This is a genomic window from Streptomyces sp. NPDC088706, from assembly GCF_044752765.1.
Taxonomy (GTDB): Bacteria; Actinomycetota; Actinomycetes; order Streptomycetales; family Streptomycetaceae; genus Streptomyces.
The window spans coordinates 175,730-196,078 of record NZ_JBIVLW010000008.1; the positions used below are offsets into that span (position 1 = coordinate 175,730).

The window sequence follows — 20,349 nt, forward strand, 5'->3', positions numbered from 1 at the left end:
ACACGCACCGACCCCACAGCCGGAGTGAGCCGGTGACCGGTGGAGCGGACGGCCCGGCGCGGTCAGGTCAGATCAGGTCGAAGCGGTCCAGGTTCATGACCTTGGTCCAGGCGGCGACGAAGTCCGTCACGAACTTCTCCCGCGCGTCGTCGCTCGCGTAGACCTCGGCGAGCGCCCGGAGTTCGGAGTTGGAGCCGAAGACCAGGTCGGCGCGGGTGCCGGTCCACCGGACCTGCCCCGCCGCGTCGCGGGCCTCGAACTCGTCCTGCGCCGACGACGTCGACTTCCAGGTGATGCCCAGGTCGAGCAGGTTCACGAAGAAGTCGTTGGTCAGCGTGCCCGGGCGGTCGGTGAGGACGCCGTGCTTCGAGCCGCCGCTGTTGGCGCCCAGCACGCGCAGACCGCCCACCAGGACGGTGGTCTCCGGAGCGCTCAGCGTCAGCAGGTTGGCCCGGTCGAGGAGCAGGTACTCGGCGGGCAGGCGGCTGCCCTTGCCGGTGTAGTTGCGGAAGCCGTCGTACGTGGGCTCCAGGGCGGCGAAGGACTCGATGTCCGTCTGGTCCTGCGTGGCGTCGACCCGGCCCCCGGTGAACGGCACCTGTACCTCGACGCCGGCGTCCTCGGCCGCCTGCTCGACGGCCGCGCCGCCCGCGAGGACGATCAGGTCGGCCAGCGAGACCTGCGTGCCGCCCTTGGCGTTGAAGGAGTCCTGGATGCCTTCCAGGGCGCGCAGGACCTGGGCCAGCTCATCAGGGTCATTCGCCTCCCAGCCGCGCTGCGGCTCCAGCCGGACCCGGGCGCCGTTGGCGCCGCCGCGCTTGTCGCTGCCGCGGAAGGACGCGGCCGAGGCCCAGGCGGCCGAGACCAGCTGCGCCACCGTCAGGTCGGTGGCCAGCACCTGCTCCTTGAGCGCGGAGATCTCCGCGGCGTCCAGCGGCTCACCGGTGCGCGCGGGCAGCGGATCCTGCCACAGCAGCACCTCCGAGGGGACCTCGGGGCCCAGGTAGCGCTGGATCGGGCCGAGGTCGCGGTGCGTCAGCTTGTACCAGGCACGCGCGAAGGCGTCCGCGAACTCCTCCGGGTTCTCGTGGAAGCGGCGCGAGATCCGCTCGTACGCCGGGTCGAAGCGCAGCGACAGGTCGGTGGTGAGCATCTGCGGCTTCTGCTTCTTCGACGCGTCGTGCGCGTGCGGGATGGTCGCCTCCGCGTCCTTGGCGATCCACTGCTTCGCACCGGCCGGGGACTCGGTCAGCTCGTACTCGTAGGCGAAGAGGTTGTGGAAGAACTCGTTGCCCCACGTGGTCGGGGTGCTGGTCCAGGTCACCTCCAGACCGCTGGTGATGGCGTCCCCGCCCTTGCCCGACCTGTACGAGCTGCGCCAGCCCAGGCCCTGCTCCTCCAGCGGGGCGCCCTCGGGGTCCGCGCCGACGCTCTCGGCCGGGCCGGCGCCGTGCGCCTTGCCGAAGGTGTGGCCACCGGCGATGAGGGCGACGGTCTCCTCGTCGTTCATCGCCATCCGGCGGAAGGTCTCGCGGATGTCGCGGGCGGCCGCGATCGGGTCCGGGTTGCCGTTGGGGCCTTCGGGGTTGACGTAGATCAGGCCCATCTGGACCGCGCCGAGCGGGCTCTCCAGCTCACGGTCGCCGGTGTAGCGCTCGTCGTCGAGCCAGGTGGTCTCCGGGCCCCAGTAGACGTCCTCCTCCGACTCCCAGACGTCCTCGCGGCCACCGGCGAAGCCGAAGGTCTTCAGGCCCATGGTCTCCAGGGCGACATTGCCGGTGAGGATCAGCAGGTCGGCCCAGGACAGCGCCTGGCCGTACTTCTTCTTGACCGGCCACAGCAGCCGGCGGGCCTTGTCCAGGTTGCCGTTGTCCGGCCAGCTGTTCAGCGGGGCGAAGCGCTGCTGACCGGCGCCCGCGCCGCCGCGGCCGTCGCTGATGCGGTAGGTGCCGGCGCTGTGCCAGGCCATCCGGATCATCAGCGGCCCGTAGTTGCCGAAGTCGGCGGGCCACCAGTCCTGCGAGGTGGTGAGCACCTCGGCGATGTCCCGCTTCACCGCGGGCAGGTCGAGTGCCTGGAACGCGGCCGCGTAGTCGAAGTCCGCACCGAGCGGGTTCGCCACGGCGGGGTTCTTGGCGAGGATCCTCAGGTTGAGGCGGTCCGGCCACCACTGGCGGTTCCCCCCGCCCTGAGTGGGGTGCGGCGCGCGGCCGTGGGCCACGGGGCAGCCGGCCGCCTGCGCCTCGGGCACCTCCGGGATGGCCGTCTCGGGCGAATCCGGGACGACGGGGTCGAAGACGTGCGACTCGTGGTTCTCGGTCATGGGTGATCCTTCCGGCCCCGGTGGGTCGTGGGGGCGCTGAACGGGGGAGGAGGATTCGAGCCGTGCAGAAGGGGCACGCTGTGAGCCAGGACCTCGCCGCGGGCCGCACGAACGCCTCGCTGATCACCGGACCGGACGGTCCCGGGCGATGCGGCGAGGACGGTGCTCGGCCGACGGACGGCGCCGCCCGGTGTTACCGGCGGTGTCCCGTCGCATGCCTCTGCTGCCGTACCGGAGTCTTCCTGTCTCTTGGATGTCGCCGGGATCGATCCTACGATGGACTTCGTCCAAGTCAAGAAGTGCACTAAAAACATAACGACCGGGGTATCGCGTCGTCGGATCTCTCCGTGGACCGCGTCCCTCCGCGAACCGGAGCAGGTGAAACGAGATGAGCGACCTTCTCCAGCGGCTGCGGGGCCGTGGCTGGCGGCTGACCTCACAGCGGCGTGTCGTCGCGGAGGTCCTCGACGGCGACCACGTGCACCTGACGGCCGACGAGGTGCATGTGCGGGCCGCCGAGCGGCTGCCGGAGATATCCCGCGCGACCGTCTACAACACGCTGGGGGAACTCGTCGTGCTCGGCGAGGTGCTGGAGGTCTCCACCATCGGCCGCGCCAAGCGCTACGACCCGAACGCGCGCCGCCCCCATCAGCACCTGGTGTGCTCCGGCTGCGGCACGGTCCGCGACGTCCACCCGGCCGGCAACGCCCTCGGCGACCTGCCCGAGGCCGAGCGGTTCGGGTTCGCCGTCGGCTCGGTGGAGATCACCTACCGCGGCTTGTGCCCGGCCTGCTCCTGAGGCGAGCCGCCCCGACCCGCCCCGAAGCGAGCTGGCGCACCCGCCTCGGAACACATGGGTTGCCGCCGGCGCCCAGGTGCCGCTGACGCGTGGATGCCGTTTCTACGGCCGGGGCCGAGGGGCCGCTGAGGGCGAGTCCTCGCGTGTCAGGCGGAGAGCGCGGCGGTGAGCATCCGCCGGACGACCGGGGTCAGTTCGGTCACGTCGGGTACCGGGCGGCTCGCGGCCGGTGCGCCGGCGAGCCGGTCGTACAGCACGCCGTCGGTCCAGGCGACGAGCAGGTCGGCCGCCTGTGCCGGGCGGGGGGCGCCGAGCGCCGCCAGCAGGGTGGCGGCCCTGGACCGGGCGGCGAGGCCGGCGGTCTCCAGGTCGGCGCGCAGCTCCGGACGCCGGGTCGCCTCCAGGCTGAGCTCGAAGCGGGCGAGTTGGCGGTCCCGCGCCACGGTCAGCCAGTGGTGCAGCAGCGTGGCCAGTCCCTCCGCGGCGGAGTCCGCGTCCGGAACTCCGTGCTCCGTCTCCCATCGGTCCACGTCGGTGACCAGTAGTTGTGCGAGCCGGAGGTAGCAGGCGCTGATCAGAGCGCTCCGCGTGCGGAAGTAGTACGACGTGCTGCCGGCCGGCAGCCCCGCAGCGGTGTCGACCGCGCGATGGGTCAGGCCACGCAGGCCGGCGGAGGCCACCGTGCCGATGGCGGCGTCGGCGATCAGGTCTCGGCGATCAGGGAGGGACACACCCACACTCTATAGGTGTAGAGTGCGCAGCATCGCCCTCTACGGATGTAGAGGGTGCGTCGGTGACGAGTGTGAGGGAGGCGGCCGGCATGAGTGTTCGTCATGGTGTCGTAGCCGGAGGCGGTATCGGGGGCCTGGCCGCGGCGGTGGCCCTGAGCCGCCGCGGATGGCGCGTGACCGTGTGTGAACGGGCACCCGTCCTCACGGGTATCGGCGCCGGCATCGTGCTCGCCCCCAACGCCCTGCGCGCCCTGGACTCGATCGGCCTGGGTCCCGAGAGGTGGGCGGGTCACGCCCTGCCCGGTCCGGTCGGGCTGCGTACCCCCGACGGCGCGTGGCTGAGCCGAACCGGCACCGGTGCCGCGTCCGCCCGCTACGGGCCCCCCGCCCGCGCCGTGCACCGAGGCTTCCTGATCGACACCCTCGCCGCCGCGCTGCCGCCCGGCGTCGTACGCCTGGGCGTATCGGTGACCGGAGTGGACGACGCCGGGGGCTCGGCGGTCGTGCGTACGTCGGCGGGCGACCTGCGCGCCGACGTCGTCGTGGCGGCCGACGGCATGCGCAGCGTCCTGCGTGGGCAGCTCTTCCCCCGGCACCCCGGTCTGCGTCACGCCGGTGAGGCCGGGTGGCGGGCGGTGTTGTCCGGCGCCGGCCTGCCTGTCCGGTCGGCGGCCGAGACCTGGGGCCGGGGGGAGCGGTTCGGCATCGTCCCCCTCGTCGACGGCCGGATCTACCTCTACGCCACCGCTGTCACCGGTCCCGGTACGAAGCCGGCCGACCACCACGCGGAGCTGACCCGGCGCTTCGGCGCGTGGCACGATCCGATACCCGCGCTGCTGGACCGGCTCGGCCAGCACGACCCCGACCCCGTCGGCATACTCCACCACGACTTTCACGAGCTGGCCTCGCCCCTGCCCCGGTTCCACTCCGGCCGGGTGGCCCTGCTCGGTGACGCCGCCCACGCGATGACACCCAACATGGGCCAGGGCGGCTGCCAGGCCATCGAGGACGCGGTCGTCATGGCGCACGTCCTCGCCGGCGACGCCGACGTACCGGCCGCGCTCGCCGCCTACACGAGGGCCAGAGTCCGGCGCACCACCCGTATCAGCCGCCGCTCCCGACGCGTCGGTGAAGTCGCCCGGCTCGCCCACCCCCTCGCCGTGGCCGGCCGGAATCTGGCCGTACGGGCCACGCCGTGGGGGGTCACGTCGAGGGCTCTGGACACGGTCCTCGGCTGGCAGCCCCCGTCCGGTCCGGTCCCGACCCCGCCCTCACCCGTCGACATCCAGGAGCAGCCATGAACAGCGCGGTCACATCCCACCCCCTGCCCCCGGCCGATTCCGTGCGGCCCTTCAAGGTGGGCGCCTACGGATTCGTCCTGCTGGGGCTCGGCCACCTCGCCCTCTCCGCCGTCGCGGCGTCGGCCGCCCGGACGCCGGAGCGGAGTGCGGCCGAGAGGGCCATGCGGGAGTCCACGCTCGTCCTGCTGGGCCTGGAGCGCACCGTCCTCGATGTCTTCAACGGCATGAGCATCGCCATGGCGTTCTTCAGCATCACCTGCGGCCTGCTCATCCTCGCCGCCGTCCGCCACGCCCCCGTTCTCGTCCAGCGCCGCACCGCCTTCGGATGGATCGCCCTGGCGGTCTCCCTGGCCGTCCTGGCGACAGCGCTCCTCCTGCTCCCCCCTCCGCCGATCGTCGTCCTCACCGTCTGCGCCTGCGCCTTCGCCCTGTCGTTGCGCAGGGCTGCCACCCCTGCCGCTCGCGCGAGTACGGGTGCGTGACGCGGCAGACTGACACCCAGGCCTGGAGGTGTCGTCGGCACGGGATCAAGCACACCGATGTGCCGGTACGCCGCCCTCGCCCGCCGCGAGCCGACCGGGTTCATGCCCCATGGTGCCGCCTCCGGCAGTGCCGGGATACTGCGGAACCAACCGTTCTTTCGAAAGGGTCCACGTGAGGCACCAGCTCCCTGCAATCACCCGGCTCGGTCTGGGCGGCGTGACACTCCTGCTCGTCCTCGCCGCCTCCACCCTCCCTGCCGCGGCGTCCTCCACCGACACCGCCCGCAGCACCGCGCAGCCCACCGTCGAGGAGCAGCGCCTGGATCGGGCCGTTCCGCGGGAGATCCTGCGGCGCAGCGGGTTCGACGCCCTGGCCCCGCGCTTCGCCCACGCGCTGGAGGGCTCCCGCAGCTACGCGCAGGCACAGCGGACGGTGACCCGCCACGCCTCGGCGCTGTGGCAGCGAGCCGTGGACCGCGCCCAGGGCCGCGGACCCGCCACGGCCGCCCTCGGCCGGGGCGATGACCGCCCCTTGTACTGGGCCCGAATCGCCCTCGGCCGTGAACTTCGGGAGTGGACGCCCCGGTTCGGCCTGGACGACCGGCAGCGCACGGCCCTGCACGCCGCTCTGGAGACCTCCTCGCGCGGCCAGGACGACATCCGCCATCCGGGCCGCCAGGTGCAGCGGGTCCTCGTCACCGGCTTCGATCCGTTCACCCTGGACCGGGACGTCCGGATCGGGAATCCCTCCGGCGCGAGCGCGCTCGCCCTGGACGGCACCTTGGTGCGGACCGCTAAGGGGCCGGCCCGGGTGGAGGCCGTGGTCTTCCCGGTGCGCTGGACGGACTTCGCCGAGGGGACCGTCGAGCGGGTCCTCGCCCGGCACCTGCCGCACCTGGACCTGTTCACCACCATCAGCCAGGGCCGCCAGGGGCGTTTCGACGTGGAGCGCACCAACGGCGCCTGGCGTGGCGGCTTCCCCGACAACGAGAACGTGGCGCGCACCGGCACCGTGCCCGTCACCCACCCCCACTCGCAGCCGCAGTGGACCTCCACCACCCTCCCGTACCGTCAGCTCACCGAAGCGGACACGGGCCGCTTCCCGGTGTACGACAACACCCAGGTCACCGAGATCCCGGCGGGCGGCACCCAGCCGGTGACCAGGCCGGACGGGCCCACCGCCGGCTCGGCGTCGCGGGCCGGCGACGGCGGCGACTACCTCTCCAACGAGATCGCCTACCGGGCCACCCTGCTGCGCGACCGGATGGGGCTGCCGAAGCTGCCAGGTGGCCATCTGCACACCCCGGTCCTGCGGTTCGGCGCGCAGAACACGGACCCGAGGACGGGCGGTGTCACCGACCCGGACTTCGAGCGCAACCGCTCGGACATCGTGCGCCAGGTGCGGGCCCTGGTGAAGACAGCGCTGGGTGCGGCCGATTGAGCATCCGGGCCGCGTCTTCAGGACCGCGGACCGCCGCGCGCCTCTCCGTACGCGAATGGCGCGGCGCACCGGCATCTATGCTGCTCGACGGGGCGGCTGACGGGAAGGCGCGTGGACATGACCGGGAACCGGGACCGCTGGGCGGAACTGACCGGCGGACAGGCCGGGGAAGGCTACGCCCGGCGATTCGCACGGCTCGCCGCATCCGGGCACGACATCCACGGCGAGGCCACCTTCTGCGCCGCGTCGGTGGAGCCCGGCGCCCGGGTGCTCGACGCCGGCTGCGGCACCGGGCGGATCGCGATCCGGCTCGCGGAGCTGGGCCACCACTGCACCGGTGTGGACGTCGACCCCTCGATGCTCGCCGTCGCCCGCCGCGACGCCCCCGCACAGGAGTGGCTCCTCGGGGACCTGGCCCGGCTGGACACCCTCGGCCTGGAACCCGACTTCGACCTGGCGCTCGCGGCCGGGAACGTCATCCCCCTCCTGGCCCCCGGCACCGAGGCGGCCGTCCTCGGGCAGTTGTCCGCCGCGCTGCGGCCCGGCGGCCTGCTGGTCACGGGCATGGGGCTGGACGCCGCCCACCTGCCACTGCCGAAAGCGCCCTTCGGCCTCGCGGACTTCGACCGGTGGTGTGCCCACGCCGGACTGACCCTGCGGCAGCGCTACGCCACCTGGAGCGGCGATCCCTACGTACCGGGCTGCGGTTACGCCGTCAGCGTGCACGCCCGTACCGCGTGAGTCGTGCGGACGTATCCTCAGCCGTCGCGGATCGACGTCACCTCGTAGACGACGGCGGAACTCCCGGCCGGTCCGCGGCAGGTCAGCCGGTGCGCCGGGGTGCGCCGGGCCAGCACCTCGACGTCGAGCACTCTCGCACGGGGCGGACGGCCGCTGACGCGGATGCGCCAGCCGTCTCCTTCACGGACCGTTCCGGTGATCGCGTAATCGTGCCTGCCTGCCGGGCCGAAGCGCCCGAGCACCGCGGCCACCGCCGCCTGCTGCGGCGGATAGAGGGTGGTGTAGCCCCGCAGATACTCGGCACGGATACGGCCGGCCAGGTGCTCCTCGACCACGGCGACCGACGACAGGGCGTCGAGACCGCCGTAGTAGACCCCGTCGGGTACGACGACGACATTGGCCGCGAACCTGTCACCGCCCACGTGCGTGCACTCCCACACCAGGTCGGGCCAGCACGCACTGAGCACCCGGCCCACGGGCCGCCCGCGCACGGCACAGCAGGCGTCGTGCATACCGTGGGCGCAGACGAGGACGACCGGGGCCCCGCCCAGCTCCCCCGGGGAGTCCAGAGCTGTCACGATCCGCGCCAGGTCCTGGTCGCGGTCCCAGGTGCCCCACTGCTGGCGCAGAGCGCCGGAGCTCTCGTGGCGCAGCACCGCCCAACGGCCGCTCCCCTCGGACCGGCGGCGCCCGTGCCGCCTGACCAGAAGCACCCGGGCCCGGCTCTCCCTGGCTGCGCGGAACACGAGCGCCTTGGTCGCCGGATCGAGGTCGAGGCCGTCGAAACCGTTGGCGGGCCAGCTGCGCCGGTACTCGATGAGGACCCAGACGGAGCCGTACGGAGCGGTGCCCACGAACGCGTCGCCACGCGCCCGGGCGGCGTCGGCGCAGAAGAAGCGTCCCGGCGGGATCACCGGTCCGCGGGCACCAGCACGCCCGCCCGCAGCAGCCGCCCGGCGAGAGCGAGGCCCAGGTCGCCGGCCGTGCGGACCTGGCCGTCGAGCAGTCGGGTCACGGGTGCGAGATCGGCTGCCGGGAAGTCGAGGTGGCCCACGCGGGTGAACAGCCGCGTCCCTTCCAGCCGTGGCTCCAGCGCCTTCCGCAGCCGCACCGGCGACGTCGGGCCGAGGCCGTCCAACGCGGTGAGCTGGGCCAGCGGTCCCAGCGGTGCCGGGCGTCCCTGGCCCCGCCGGGCGCGATGGAACAGTGGAGCGGGATCGGCCCGGACGAGGGCGGCCAGCAGGCGCTCACGTACCAGGTCGACCTCGCCGCCCGGCCCGTTCGGACCGTCCGTCCCCAGCGGGAGGCTCCGGCGCATCAGGGGATCGTCACCCAGCGCCGAGAGGGCGGCCCGGGTCAGCTGCTCGGCCAGCGCGTAACGGGTCCAGGTGTGCACACCGAGGGTCAGATGGACCGAGACCTGCCCCTGCGCCCGCGCGGAGTGCAGCCACCCGCGCGGCAGGTACAGCACATCGCCGGGACGCAGCACCGTGTCCAGGTGTGCCGTCCCGCGTGCGGCCCCGTCGGCGACGGCCGACCGGTGATCGGTCCACGGCTGATCGCGCAACGGATCGGGCAGTACGGGCTCGTGGATGATCCACCGCTTCGCCCCCTCGATCTGGAGGACGAAGACATCGTGCACGTCGTAGTGCGCGTCGAACCCGCGGTTCTGCGGTGGGGTCACGTAGGCGTTCGCCTGCACGGGGTGCCCCAGCTCCGTACTCAGCTCGGAGACGAGGTCCGCGACCGGCTCCCAGGTGCGGTGGAGCGCTTGCAGAACGAGGGTGGCCCCGTCGGCGAACGCCCGCCACAGGGCGGTGTCGTCGAGCTGGTCGCCGATGGTGGCTCCGACTCCCGCGGCCGCGGTGAACGACGACGAGGGCAGCGTGGCGCCGTCCTTGGCGACCCGGAGGAACGGCGTACGCAGTCCGCGGCGCGAGATCAGCTCATCCACGGCGGAGGCGGAGAACAGATCGGAGAAGTCGCTCGCGTCCCGGGTCAGCGCCGCCGTCCGCGCCCAGACGTCACGGGCGAACTCCTGACGGCTCAGCCTGGTCAGGCGGGACTCCAGAACGCCGGCGCCCCGAAGGGTGCCAGCATCCTTGAGTTCGGTCCGGGACACGCTCAAGAGCGGTTGCCAGCCTCATCGGCTCCGCCGTCGGCTCCGCCGTCGTCAACGCCGGGGGTGCCCGCAGCTCCACCGTCCGCGGGCCCCTCGGCTCCGCCGTCGGCCCCGCCATCGGCTCCTCCGTCGTGGACGCCGGGGGTGCCCGCAGCTCCACCGTCCGCGGGCCCCTCGGCTCCGCCGTCAGCTCCGCCGTCAGCTCCGCCGTCGGCTCCTCCGTCGTGGACGCCGGGAGTGCCCGCCGCCCCGCCGTCCGCGGGCCCTTCGGCTCCGCCGTCAGCTCCGCCGTCGGCTCCTCCGTCGTGGACGCCGGGGGTGCCCGCCGCTCCGCCGTCCGCGGGTCCCTCGTGCTCGTTCGCGTCACGCTCGGGGTGGGACATCATGCCTCCTGGGGATCGCACCATGGGGACGATGGTTCTCCGTCTTTCGGAAACCCGCTCGCCGGGGAAGTCGACAGGCTCGTCGGGGAAGTCGATATACACCGAATAGGCCCGTAATCACCGTATCCCTGTCATCGGAAAACATCGATTCGAGCACGGGAAGTCCTCCGAATGCCAGAACGTCCGAGGTGCCGTGGCACCTCGGACGCGGATCCATGCGTAGCGGTAGTCCCAGTTGCGCTCGCCGCCCTCCACCTCGGGCAGACCCACGGTGGGCGCGGCGACGATCGCGCCGGTCGGCTCGTGGGTGAGCAGTTTCAGGGGAGCGCCGAGCGGTGCGCCATCTCCCGCCATCGGCCGGAGTAGCGGGAGCGGGAGATCCAGGACCGCCAGAAGGCCACCGTGGCGTCGAACAGACCGCCGGCCTCGTCCGGCCCGACCGGTTCCGTGCTGTCGCCGGTGCACGCCGCCTCCCCGCAGGTCAGCACGGACACCTCGGTCTGCCCCTGCCGCAGGCGGAAGTCGGTGACGGCGTCGGTCGCATCGGTCTCCCGGGCAGTGACCTGGCGGGACACGCCGGATAAGGATTCGGGCGGACCCGGTGCGGCAGGCGTAATCGCGGACATAGCGGTTACGTTTCCGCCATGCGCCGACATGACCTGATCGTTCTGGGAGCCGGTACGGGCAACGCTCTCATCGACGAGCGTTTCGCCCACCTCGACATCGCCCTCGTCTCCGCGGGCCCCTTCGGGGGTACCTGCCTGAACGCGGGCTGCATCCCCAGCAAGATGCTCGCGGCCACGGCCGACGTCGCCGACTCCGTCCGCGACGCCCCGCGCCACGACGTCGACGGCGAGCTGCGGGGCGTCCGCTGGCGGGATGTCCGGGAGCGGGTCTTCGGCCGCCTCGACAACGCGGCCCGCGAGGGGGAGGAGGGACGCCGGAAGTCCGACCACATCACCGTGTACCGGGGCACCGCCCGCTTCACGGGCCCACGCCGGCTCACGGTGGAGACCGAGGACGCGACGGTGGAGATCGAGGCCGACCGGCTCGTGGTCGCCGCCGGCGGCCGGCCGGTCGTCCCCCCGGTGGTCGAGGACTCCGGGCTGCCGTACGAGACCTCCGACACGGTCATGCGCCTGGACGACGTGCCGCGCCGGCTCGTCGTCCTCGGCGGCGGATACATCGCCGCCGAGCTGGCCCACGTCTTCCACTCGCTCGGCAGCCACGTGACCGTCATCGAGAAGTCGGACTCACTGCTGGGTCAGCAGCAGGACGAGAAGGTCTCCGAGACCTTCACCGGCGCCATGCGGGCGCACTGGGACCTGCGCCTGGGACGGGAGCTGACCGCCGTCTCCGGGGAGCCCGGCAACCTCCGCCTCACCCTGGACGACGGCTGCGTACTGGAGGCGGACACGCTGCTGGTGGCGGTCGGACGCCGGCCGAACAGCGACCGGCTCGGCCTGGACGAAGCCGGCATCGAGGCCGGGGACGACGGACGGATCACCGTCGACGAGCAGCTGCGCACGAGCGCCGAGGGCGTCTGGGCCATCGGTGACATCTCCACACCCGTGCCGCTCAAGCACGTCGCCAACCGGGAGGCGGAGATCGTCGCCCACAACCTGCTCCACCCCGGCGACGAGCGGACCATGCGTTACGACGCGGTGCCCTCGGCCGTCTTCACCCGCCCGCAGATCGCCCAGGTCGGTCTCACCGAGCAGGAGGCCCGCGAACAGGGCCTCGACTACACGGCCGCGGTCCATGCGTACGCGGATGTGGCCTACGGCTGGGCCCTGGAGGAGACCGAGGGCTTCTGCAAGGTGCTCGCCGACCGGCGCACCGGACGTCTGCTGGGCGGCCACATCCTCGGTCCGCAGGCGGCCACGCTGGTACAGCCCCTGGTCATCGGCCTCACCACCGGCATGACCGTACGCGAGCTGGCGGAGCAGCCCCTGTGGATCCACCCGGCCCTCACCGAGGTCGTCGAGAACGCCCTGCGCGACCTGGACACGGAGGAACGATGAACGGCCGTCGCCGGCGACGGCCAGCGTGACCGGGACGGTGCCGCGTCCGCCGGGCCCGCCGGGCGGATGACTACTCCCGGGGCGTCGTCGCCGCCAGCACCAGCTCCACGCAGTGCGCCTCCAGTCGCTCGCGCGGCACGTCGAGCGTGCCGTGCAGCCACCCCGCGAAGAGGTTCGCCAGACCGCCGACCAGGGCGTGCGCGGTCATACGGCGGTCGATGTCGTCCCCCGTACGGGAGAGCTGGCCGCCGACGAGATCCGTGAACACCGGCATGAGGCGGTGGCTGCGGGCCCCGAGAGCCGGATCGGCGAAGGGTTCCAGGAGCAGCAGCCGGCCCTTGTGCGGCGCGTCCAGGACCAGGGCGACGAAGGCGGTGACAGCGGCCCGGGCCCGGGGCCCGGACTGGGGGCCGCTGCGCGCGACGGCGCCCTCCAGGGCCCTTCGCGCCTCGTCGGCGACCCGCTCGAAGGCGGCCAGGAGCAGGTCGTCGCGTCCGGTGAAGCTCTCGTAGAAGTAGCGGTCGGTCAGGCGCGCCTCCCGGCAGACGGATCGGACCGTGACAGCCGCGCACCCCTCCGCTCCGGCCAGCCGCTCGGCGGTGTCCAGCAGGATCCGCCGGCGGGCCGCGCGACGATCGGCGAGCTTGGTCCCGCCCCAGCTCCGTTCCGCCAACTCCGGTTCCCCCAGTTTCTGTTGACCCGATTGACGACAGCCGTCCGCAGATTCTAGCCTGATGACAGGTGTCCTCAGATGGGCCTCCGGGCAACTGCCGGGACGAGCCACCCCTGGCACCGTCACGGACGGACCCGGCACCCTCACGAACAGAGCGGCCCCGGAACGGAATCCCTCAGCGGAGGTGCACGTGACAGCGTCAGCTCACGGACCGGACCCGACCGACCCGAGATCCGTCGAACCCCTCGGCCCCGACTCCCTCACCTGGCGCTGGTTCGGCGACTGGAGAGGCCTCCTCCTCGCCCCCTGGGCCGGATCGATGCAGAACATGCACCCCGAACTGGGTGCGGGCGTCGCCGCGCACTCCCGCTTCTTCGAGGAGCGCTGGGAACGCCTCTTCCGCTCGCTGTACCCGATCGGCGGAGTGGTCTACGACGGTCCGCTCGCCGCCCGGACGGCCCGCGAAGTGCGCGGCTACCACGCCTCGATCAGGGGGGTCGACGAGCGAGGCCGCCCGTACCACGCCCTCAACCCGGGCACCTTCTACTGGGCGCACGCCACCTTCTTCATGCTCACGGTGCAGGTGGCCGAGCACTTCGACGGCGGTCTCACCGAAGCGCAGCGCCGTACGCTCTTCGACGAGCACGTCCGCTGGTACGCGCTGTACGGCCTGTCCATGAAGCCCGTTCCCCGCAGCTGGGAGGAGTTCCAGAGGTACTGGGACCACATGTGCGCCGACGTCCTGGAGGACAACCGGCCGACCCGGGACGTCCTGGACATGCGACGTATCGCCAAACCGCCCCTCCTGCGGCTGCTGCCCTCGCCGCTGTGGGCCCTCGCCCGCGTTCCGATCGTCCGGCTGGCCCTGTGGATCACGGTCGGTATGTATCCGCCGGCGGTACGCGAACGCCTCGGGCTTCGCTGGACGGCACACGACGAACGGTCGCTGCGTCTGCTGGGCCGACTGGTGCACCACGTATGGCAACGCGTTCCCGAGCGACGCCGCTTCCACCCGCGCGCCCGGGCCGGCTGGGACCGCGAGCGGAGCCGGCCGGCGGCGGGCCGGGTGGAGACACCGGCCCGGAACCTTCCGCCGGAGGAGCGGCGCGGGCTACCGCAGCACTATGTGCCGAAAGGCTGACCGCGTGCGCTGAGCAGCTGGGACCGCTCGGAGAGCCAGGGTGTCGATGGCGAGGGCGGTGGTACGGGAGTGCTCCTCCTGGCCGGGGCGTCGGGCCGGGGCGTCGCGTGCGGATCAGTTGTTCTCGGAACTCTGCGGGCGGGGCGGGATCTGTGCGGTGTCGAGGAAGAAGGCGTCGATCTCCTGGACGGACCTGATGAACGCGTCGAGGTTGACGGGCTTGGTGACGTACGCGTTGGCGTGCTGGCGGTAGGCGTCCTCGACGTCGTCAGGGGCGGAGGACGTGGTCAGCACGACGACGGGAATACCGCTGAGCGAGGCGTCGTCCTTGAGCACGGCCAGCAGTTCGCGGCCGTTCATGCGGGGCATGTTCAGGTCGAGGACGATGAGGTCGGGGCGCTCCTTGGCGGGGTCGCGCAGATAGGCCAGGGCGGCGATGCCGTCGGTGACCTGGTCGATGGTGCGGGCCATGCCGCGATCCACCAGAGCCTCCTCGATGAGCAGGGCGTCCGCCGGGTCGTCCTCGACGAGGAGGACGTTGTAGGGGCGGTTCGTGGTGAAGGCGTTCACGTCATGGCTCCGGTGATGGCGGGTGGGAAGGGGACGGGTGGGTGGCTCGGCGGTGAAGACCAGACCCGGCCAGCGCCTGCGGGCGCCCTGCCGGCTGATCCCCCACGCCGCTCCGAGCTGTGGGTAGTTCGCGCCCGCTCTGGCCGCCGCGGCGGCCTCGGCCTCGGCCTGGCGGGTGACCGCCCTGCTGAGGTGGGCCAGCACCCGGAGACGGACCAGTGGGTCGACGCGCCCGAGACCCCCGCCCGGCGCAGCGGCCTGCGCCGGTCCGGGGTGCGGGGCTTCGGGGTGTGCGGTTTCGGGGTGCGCGGCCTCGGGGTGCGCGGCCTCGGGGTGTACCGCTTCGGGATGTGCGGCTCCGGGATCGGCGAAGCAGCCGTTCAGCGCCTGCTCGGCTATCCGCTGCGCCAGCTCCCGCAGACCGCTGTCGGCGAGCACATCCAGCATCTCCCGGTCGTCGAAGGTGCTGTCGTGGCCCATGGCCGTCAGCGTAGGCGCTCGGAGGGGACCGTGACAACAAGCGTTGTCGGCGGCGGTATCCTGTTCCGGCTCGGAGCCGTCCGGGCCTCTCACCTAGGAGTACACGCCGTGGGTCTGGGCACTGCCGAGCCGACCGGGAAGCCGAAGAGACCCATGACCGCCGGGTGGACGACGAAACGCTGGCTCGCGGTCACCGCCGCTGCCGCGCTGTCGCTGCTGCTCGCGCTCATGCTGTTCGGGAGCTGGGTCCTCGCCCGGTCGACCACGATCAACACGCGTCTGGTCGACCACTCCACCCCCGCGCTGATAGCCGCGGTCCGGCTGGAGAGCGCTCTGGTCAACCAGGAGACCGGTATCCGCGGCTACGGGGTGACCGGGCAGGACAGCTTTCTCGCCCCCTTCCGTGAGGGCCTGGAGCAGCAGAGGAAGGCCGTAGGCGACCTGCGTACGGCGACCGGTGGCGACCGGGCGACGGAGCGGGACCTGGCCGAGGTGATCAGGCGTGCCGACCGGTGGCAGGCCCGTATCGCCCGGCCCGTGGTCGCCGCCGACGACCCGAAGGCCGCGGCCGCCGAGCGCGCCGTCGAAGGAAAGGCCCTCTTCGACTCCGTACGCTCGGCCACCTCCGTTCAGCAGTCGCGGCTGGCGGCCGACCGGGCCGGGGCCCGGGCCGACCTCCTGGAGGCGCGGAACCTGCGCAACTGGTCGTTCGGCGCCATAGCGCTCACCATCCTCGCCCTCACCGCATCGGTCTTCATCGGTCTCCGCCGCGGCGTGACCGATCACCTGGACCGCCTCTCTGGCCATGTGCGCACGGTCGCCGGTGGTGACTTCGGCCATCCGGTCGCCGGTACCGGCCCCGCGGACCTTCGGCTCCTCGCGGTGGATGTCGAGAGCATGCGCGCCCGCCTGGCCGACGAGCTCGCCCACCGCGACGTGGCCCGGGCGGGCCTGGCCGCGCAGGCCGAGGAGCTGCGCCGCTCCAACGCCGAACTGGAACAGTTCGCGTACGTCGCCTCCCACGACCTGCAGGAGCCGCTGCGCAAGGTGGCGAGCTTCTGCCAGCTGCTGGAGCGGCGCTATGCCAAGAACCTCGACGAGCGGGCCGGCCAGTACATCGCCTTCGCCGTCGACGGGGCGACCCGTATGCAGAGCCTGATCAGCGACCTCCTGGACTTCTCGCGCGTCGGCAGGCTGGCGACCGAGCACCAGCGCGTCGACCTCGACGACAAGTTCGAGCGGATCCTCTCCTCGCTCAGCCTGGCCGTCGAGGAGTCGGACGCGGTCATCACCCACGATCCGCTGCCCACCCTGTCCGGCGAGCCCAGCCAGCTCGGCATGCTGTTCCAGAACCTCCTCACCAACGCGATGAAATTCCGGGCGCCCGATCGCTCACCCGTCATCCACCTCGGCTGCCGGCCCGTGGAGAACGGCTGGGAGTTCGCCCTGACCGACAACGGCATCGGTATCGACGAGGAGTTCGCCGACCGGGTGTTCGTCGTCTTCCAGCGCCTGCACACACGCGAGCAGTACGCGGGCAACGGCATCGGACTGGCCCTCTGCAAGAAGATCGTGGAGTACCACGGAGGAACCATCACCGTCGATCCCGCCCACACACCCGGCACCCGGATCGTCTTCACCCTGCAGAAGGCACCCCCTCGCGCACTGCTTCCCCATCCCGTGGACGCAGACCGCGGCGCCACTCGTGAGGTCATGGCGGGAGACATCCCGTGAGCTCGTGACCTGAGGCATGACGCCCACTCCGCCGCCCCACTGGGTCATAGGCCCGGTGACGGAATGCGAGGGCGGCACGGGCGCCCGGCCCGCGCCGCGACATGGCGTGCCGGCCCCGGATGCGGCTCAGGGGCCACGCCAGAGGTTGGCGAAGGCGGCGTTCTCGATGGTCCGCCTCTGACGTACGGACTCCAACTCCATCACCGCGTCATGGACGGCGGCCACCACGGTCGTCACCGCCTCGTCGTCGGGGCCGGGCTCGTCGTCGGGGCGTTCCCCGTCGAGGCCTACGACCGAGGCGAGGGTGGCCAGGACGGGTTCCCTCTCCGCCCAGCAGTCGGCTGCCCCGCGGCGGGCGGGCGTATCGGCGGGCTCCACACGTTCCGAACCGAGGGACAGCCGGCCGCCCCGCTTCCGCGTCAGCTCACCGCTCTCCTCCAGCGCGTTCTGGTACGCGGCCGAGAGGTCCTCGCCCCGGCGCCACAGCCAGTCCTCGATCCGCTCATGGGGCGCCTGCCGGGTGAGCCGTGCCGCCGCCTCGTCGAGGAGCCGATCGGCCGGCGTCGGCAGGTCGTCGCCCGGCACGATGCGGTCGCCGTCCACGGTGACGGCCCCCGCACCGATGAGATCGATCAGCTCGGCCCCGGCGAGGGCGAGCGACAGGTCGCCCTGTCCCACCGGATGCCCGGGCCGGGGGTCCATGGCGATGATGAACAGGTCCTTCGCCGTGGTCATGAACGGCTCCCCTCGGAGACTTCGACACAGGTGCGTCCTTCCCCCTCGGCCCGGTCCGCATGCGGAGCCGGTGCTACGGCGGGGTGACTGCCACGCTCACCATCATCTCCGCCCGGACGGCCGCAGTCCTGTCACAGGGCCGGGTTCCACGCCACCGGCGTGGTGCCCCGCCGGACGGTCAGCGCCTGATCCGGGCCACGACCCGTCCTGCCGGGCGGTGCCGGCCCCTGCGGGAAGGGCCGGCACCGCGGCGGCTCAGCCCGGCCAGCGGCCCGTCACGCGCCGGGTCGCCTGGGCGCCCGAGCGCTCGACCGTGGCCTTGACCACGGCGAAGATCGCGCCTTGGACAGCGGCGGCGAGCAGGATCTGCTTCCACGGGCGGTCCTCATCCAGGGCATCGGGGGCGTCGCCCTCACCTTCGATGAGCTTCCACGTCTGCTTGAACGCGGCGCCCGCGATCATGCCGCTGAGCGCGCCCAGGGCCAGACCCACCGGCTTGAAGGCGATCTTGGAGCCCTTCATCGGTTGCGCCCGCGGCTGCGACGGACCAGCAGGAAGGCGATCAGCAGCGCACCGCCCGCGATGAGCGGGGTGCGGTTGGCGCGTGCGGCCGTCGCGGCCTGGCTCGCCTTCTCCAGCAGCGGGTCGGGCGTCCGGTCCGCCGCGTACTGCCCTGCCCTGGTCGCACTCTCACGCACCTGTGCGGCAGCCTGCGCCGTCTTCTCCTGCACGGCGTCCGGAGTCCTGTCCTTCACCAGCTGTGCGGCCTGTGCCGTCTTCTCACGGATCTGTTCGGAGGCCGAAGCGGCCTGCTCCCTCACCGCGGCGGTCTTCTCCGCGGCCTGCTCCCTCACCACGGCCGCCTTCTCCGCGGCCTGTTCCTTCACCGCGGCGGTCTTCGCCTTCGCCTGGGCCTTGACGTCGGCCTTGCCCGCCAGCGCCTCGACGGTCTGACCGAGTTCGTCGCGCGTCCGCTCGACCTGCTCGCGCAGTTCCTCCGGGGTGGGGGTGCCCATCTTGTTCTGTGATTCGTCGTTCATCGGTGAGCCTTCTCCTTGACCTCGGCCAGATCGGCCTTGACGCTGTCGATGGTCTGTTCGGGGGCGGGGGTTCCCGCCAGGGCGATCTGCTTCTTCCCGGCCAGGGCGGCCACGCCGGCCACCGCCGCCAGCACCGCCGTGACGATGAGGGCCGCTGCCCACAGGGGCAGCACCAGCGCGAACGCGGCGATGCAGGTCGCCACCAGGGCCTGGGCCGCCAGGATGCCGACGAGACCCGCGGCGCCGAACAGGCCGCCGCCCTTCCCGAAGCGCTTGCCCTTTTGCGTCATCTCCGAACGTGCCAGCTGCATTTCCTCGCGTACCAGTTCCGAGATCTGCTGCGAGGCACGCGAGATGAGAACCCCCACCGGCTCGTCGCCGGTGGCGGGGGCCTGCCGTCCTGCTGTGCTCATGATGAGGTCACCTAGCTCTTCTCGATCGGTCGGAATCATCACGTGGAAGTGGGCCGCCGCGACGGAACCTCCGCATCCGGATGTGTGCGCCGTTGTCGTCCGGCTACCCAGCAACCGCGCCCGCACCCGTCCTTCGGTCAGGTGCCGCTCACTGCTCCACGCGGAGGCGGTCCTCCTCGCTCCAGGCGCGGGTGTCACGGGGCTCCACGTACGGCTCCTCGTCCTCGGGCAGTCCGCCCGCGATCGCGCGCTGACGGACCATCTCCGCGTCGAACTCCAGCCCCAGCAGGATCGCCAGGTTGGTGATCCACAGCCACACCAGGAAGACGATCACGCCGGCGAGGGTGCCGTAGGTCTTGTTGTACGAGGCGAAGTTGGCGACGTAGAACGCGAAGCCCGCCGAGGCGAGCATCCAGATCACCAGGGCCAGGAAGCTGCCCGGGGTCACCCACTTGAACCCGCGGCCCTTGGCGTTCGGGGCGGCCCAGTACAGGACCGCGATCATGATGGTGACGAGCAGGACCAGGACCGGCCACTTCGCGATCGACCACAGGGTCAGGGCGCTGTCCCCGACCCCGAGGGCGGTGCCCGCCTGCTGTGCCAGACCGCCGGAGAAGACCACGATGAGGGCGCTGGCACACGCGAGCACCATCAGCGTCACGGTCAGGGCCAGACGCAGCGGCAGGATCTTCCACATCGGCCGGCCCTCGGGCATCTCGTAGACGACGTTCGAGATGCGGATGAACGCGGCGACGTAACCGGAGGCCGACCACACCGCGACGGCCAGACCCGCGATCGCCATGAACGACCCGACGCCGGAGTTGCCCTGGAGCTGCTCCACCGCGTCGCTGAGCACGTCCCGGGCGGAACCGGGCGTCAGCTTCTGCAGATTCTCCAGGACCTGCTTGGTGGCCGACTCCCCGGCGACACCCAGCAGGGACACCAGCACCAACAGGGCCGGGAACAGGGCCAACACCCCGTAGTACGTCAGCGAGGCGGCCCGGTCCGGGAGTTCGTCGTCCTTGAATTCCTTCACGGTGCCGCGCAGCACCGCCGTCCAGGACCGCCGCGGCAGCTGGGTCAGCTGGTCCGGTGCCCGCTCCTCCACCTGCGCGTCGGGGCCCACTTGGTTGTCGCGGTCCGTGTTCCCGCGTTCGTGTTCACTGCCGGGTCCCGGCTTCGGTGTGTCTGTCATACCCAGCGGGTTTCCCCGGCG

19 protein-coding genes and 1 pseudogene are annotated in these 20,349 nt (G+C 72.2%); 8 read left to right on the forward strand and 12 right to left on the reverse strand.

The features are described 5' to 3' along the window. Positions 1–67: 67 nt before the first annotated feature. A complete protein-coding gene (gene katG, locus ACIQAK_RS20390; RefSeq protein WP_366390225.1) occupies positions 68–2,323 on the reverse strand; it encodes a catalase/peroxidase HPI in 2,256 nt (751 codons plus the stop codon). Between the two features lie 388 nt (positions 2,324–2,711). On the opposite strand from katG, the gene ACIQAK_RS20395 reads away from it, so the two are divergent. After that, on the forward strand, positions 2,712–3,122 hold the full coding sequence (locus ACIQAK_RS20395) for a Fur family transcriptional regulator (RefSeq protein WP_366390224.1): 411 nt from the start codon (positions 2,712–2,714) through the stop codon (positions 3,120–3,122). 146 nt (positions 3,123–3,268) lie between these two features. Here ACIQAK_RS20395 and ACIQAK_RS20400 read toward each other — a convergent pair whose 3' ends face one another. Further along, the gene (locus ACIQAK_RS20400; protein WP_366390223.1) at positions 3,269–3,853 is read right to left on the reverse strand and encodes a TetR family transcriptional regulator; all 585 of its coding nucleotides are present in this window, start codon (positions 3,851–3,853) and stop codon (positions 3,269–3,271) included. Positions 3,854–3,942: 89 nt separating this feature from the next. Between ACIQAK_RS20400 and ACIQAK_RS20405 the strand changes: the two genes are divergently transcribed. The 4 genes from ACIQAK_RS20405 (at position 3,943) to ACIQAK_RS20420 (ending at position 7,818) form a co-directional block, all read left to right on the forward strand. Then, complete coding sequence (locus ACIQAK_RS20405) at positions 3,943–5,154, forward strand: FAD-dependent monooxygenase (RefSeq protein ID WP_366390222.1); 1,212 nt, start codon at positions 3,943–3,945, stop codon at positions 5,152–5,154. Further along, positions 5,151–5,636 (forward strand): LIC_13387 family protein, encoded by a 486-nt coding sequence (locus tag ACIQAK_RS20410; RefSeq protein WP_366390221.1) that lies wholly within the window; start codon positions 5,151–5,153, stop codon positions 5,634–5,636. Before ACIQAK_RS20405 ends, ACIQAK_RS20410 begins: the two co-directional genes overlap by 4 nt. A gap of 172 nt (positions 5,637–5,808) precedes the next feature. Further along, positions 5,809–7,077 (forward strand): pyroglutamyl peptidase, encoded by a 1,269-nt coding sequence (locus ACIQAK_RS20415; protein WP_366390220.1) that lies wholly within the window; start codon positions 5,809–5,811, stop codon positions 7,075–7,077. A 117-nt stretch (positions 7,078–7,194) separates the two neighbouring features. Continuing rightward, positions 7,195–7,818, forward strand: a complete 624-nt coding sequence (locus ACIQAK_RS20420) for a class I SAM-dependent methyltransferase (RefSeq protein ID WP_366390219.1) — start codon at positions 7,195–7,197, stop codon at positions 7,816–7,818. Between the two features lie 17 nt (positions 7,819–7,835). Here the strand turns inward: ACIQAK_RS20420 and ACIQAK_RS20425 are convergent, their stop codons facing one another. From ACIQAK_RS20425 to ACIQAK_RS20435, 3 genes and pseudogenes are all read right to left on the reverse strand, one after another. Continuing rightward, entirely contained in the window at positions 7,836–8,732 is an 897-nt protein-coding gene (locus ACIQAK_RS20425; RefSeq protein WP_366390218.1) for a sucrase ferredoxin, read from the reverse strand. After that, on the reverse strand, positions 8,729–9,946 hold the full coding sequence (locus ACIQAK_RS20430; RefSeq protein WP_366390217.1) for a JmjC domain-containing protein: 1,218 nt from the start codon (positions 9,944–9,946) through the stop codon (positions 8,729–8,731). The genes ACIQAK_RS20425 and ACIQAK_RS20430 overlap by 4 nt, the downstream gene beginning before the upstream one ends. A 584-nt stretch (positions 9,947–10,530) precedes the next feature. Continuing rightward, a pseudogene (locus ACIQAK_RS20435) lies at positions 10,531–10,748 on the reverse strand (glycoside hydrolase family 15 protein); the annotation flags it as partial. Between the two features lie 219 nt (positions 10,749–10,967). On the opposite strand from ACIQAK_RS20435, the gene ACIQAK_RS20440 reads away from it, so the two are divergent. Further along, complete coding sequence (locus ACIQAK_RS20440) at positions 10,968–12,347, forward strand: mycothione reductase (RefSeq protein ID WP_366390216.1); 1,380 nt, start codon at positions 10,968–10,970, stop codon at positions 12,345–12,347. Between the two features lie 70 nt (positions 12,348–12,417). Here ACIQAK_RS20440 and ACIQAK_RS20445 read toward each other — a convergent pair whose 3' ends face one another. After that, on the reverse strand, positions 12,418–13,020 hold the full coding sequence (locus tag ACIQAK_RS20445) for a TetR family transcriptional regulator (RefSeq protein WP_366390215.1): 603 nt from the start codon (positions 13,018–13,020) through the stop codon (positions 12,418–12,420). Between the two features lie 190 nt (positions 13,021–13,210). On the opposite strand from ACIQAK_RS20445, the gene ACIQAK_RS20450 reads away from it, so the two are divergent. After that, the gene (locus tag ACIQAK_RS20450; RefSeq protein ID WP_366390214.1) at positions 13,211–14,161 is read left to right on the forward strand and encodes an oxygenase MpaB family protein; all 951 of its coding nucleotides are present in this window, start codon (positions 13,211–13,213) and stop codon (positions 14,159–14,161) included. Between the two features lie 114 nt (positions 14,162–14,275). On the opposite strand, the gene ACIQAK_RS20455 is transcribed toward ACIQAK_RS20450, so the two are convergent. Then, positions 14,276–15,211, reverse strand: a complete 936-nt coding sequence (locus ACIQAK_RS20455) for a response regulator (protein WP_366390213.1) — start codon at positions 15,209–15,211, stop codon at positions 14,276–14,278. Positions 15,212–15,364: 153 nt separating this feature from the next. On the opposite strand from ACIQAK_RS20455, the gene ACIQAK_RS20460 reads away from it, so the two are divergent. Then, positions 15,365–16,945, forward strand: coding sequence for a CHASE3 domain-containing protein (locus tag ACIQAK_RS20460; RefSeq protein WP_401848615.1), 1,581 nt, complete (start codon positions 15,365–15,367; stop codon positions 16,943–16,945). Between the two features lie 126 nt (positions 16,946–17,071). Here ACIQAK_RS20460 and ACIQAK_RS20465 read toward each other — a convergent pair whose 3' ends face one another. From ACIQAK_RS20465 to ACIQAK_RS20485, 5 genes are all read right to left on the reverse strand, one after another. Beyond that, positions 17,072–17,680 (reverse strand): GPP34 family phosphoprotein, encoded by a 609-nt coding sequence (locus ACIQAK_RS20465; RefSeq protein ID WP_366390211.1) that lies wholly within the window; start codon positions 17,678–17,680, stop codon positions 17,072–17,074. Between the two features lie 255 nt (positions 17,681–17,935). Further along, entirely contained in the window at positions 17,936–18,202 is a 267-nt protein-coding gene (locus ACIQAK_RS20470) for a DUF4235 domain-containing protein (protein ID WP_366390210.1), read from the reverse strand. After that, positions 18,199–18,720 carry a DUF3618 domain-containing protein gene (locus tag ACIQAK_RS20475; RefSeq protein ID WP_366390209.1) on the reverse strand — a complete coding sequence of 174 codons (522 nt, stop codon included), beginning with the start codon at positions 18,718–18,720 and terminating at the stop codon, positions 18,199–18,201. Before ACIQAK_RS20475 ends, ACIQAK_RS20470 begins: the two co-directional genes overlap by 4 nt. Further along, positions 18,717–19,133, reverse strand: a complete 417-nt coding sequence (locus ACIQAK_RS20480) for a phage holin family protein (RefSeq protein WP_366390208.1) — start codon at positions 19,131–19,133, stop codon at positions 18,717–18,719. Before ACIQAK_RS20480 ends, ACIQAK_RS20475 begins: the two co-directional genes overlap by 4 nt. 148 nt (positions 19,134–19,281) lie before the next feature. Then, positions 19,282–20,328: a YihY/virulence factor BrkB family protein gene (locus ACIQAK_RS20485; protein ID WP_366390207.1), complete on the reverse strand. Its 1,047-nt coding sequence runs from the start codon at positions 20,326–20,328 to the stop codon at positions 19,282–19,284. Between the last annotated feature and the right edge of the window lie 21 nt (positions 20,329–20,349).

Excerpts from the sequence above, each read along its gene's own strand:
- katG (WP_366390225.1), bottom strand. The coding sequence starts at position 2,323 with ATGACCGAGAACCACGAGTCGCACGTCTTCGACCCCGTCGTCCCGGAT.
- ACIQAK_RS20395 (WP_366390224.1), top strand. The coding sequence starts at position 2,712 with ATGAGCGACCTTCTCCAGCGGCTGCGGGGCCGTGGCTGGCGGCTGACC.
- ACIQAK_RS20405 (WP_366390222.1), top strand. The coding sequence starts at position 3,943 with ATGAGTGTTCGTCATGGTGTCGTAGCCGGAGGCGGTATCGGGGGCCTG.
- ACIQAK_RS20410 (WP_366390221.1), top strand. The coding sequence starts at position 5,151 with ATGAACAGCGCGGTCACATCCCACCCCCTGCCCCCGGCCGATTCCGTG.
- ACIQAK_RS20420 (WP_366390219.1), top strand. The coding sequence starts at position 7,195 with ATGACCGGGAACCGGGACCGCTGGGCGGAACTGACCGGCGGACAGGCC.
- ACIQAK_RS20440 (WP_366390216.1), top strand. The coding sequence starts at position 10,968 with ATGCGCCGACATGACCTGATCGTTCTGGGAGCCGGTACGGGCAACGCT.
- ACIQAK_RS20455 (WP_366390213.1), bottom strand. The coding sequence starts at position 15,211 with ATGGGCCACGACAGCACCTTCGACGACCGGGAGATGCTGGATGTGCTC.
- ACIQAK_RS20460 (WP_401848615.1), top strand. The coding sequence starts at position 15,365 with ATGACCGCCGGGTGGACGACGAAACGCTGGCTCGCGGTCACCGCCGCT.
- ACIQAK_RS20465 (WP_366390211.1), bottom strand. The coding sequence starts at position 17,680 with ATGACCACGGCGAAGGACCTGTTCATCATCGCCATGGACCCCCGGCCC.
- ACIQAK_RS20470 (WP_366390210.1), bottom strand. The coding sequence starts at position 18,202 with ATGAAGGGCTCCAAGATCGCCTTCAAGCCGGTGGGTCTGGCCCTGGGC.
- ACIQAK_RS20475 (WP_366390209.1), bottom strand. The coding sequence starts at position 18,720 with ATGAACGACGAATCACAGAACAAGATGGGCACCCCCACCCCGGAGGAA.
- ACIQAK_RS20480 (WP_366390208.1), bottom strand. The coding sequence starts at position 19,133 with ATGAGCACAGCAGGACGGCAGGCCCCCGCCACCGGCGACGAGCCGGTG.
- ACIQAK_RS20485 (WP_366390207.1), bottom strand. The coding sequence starts at position 20,328 with ATGACAGACACACCGAAGCCGGGACCCGGCAGTGAACACGAACGCGGG.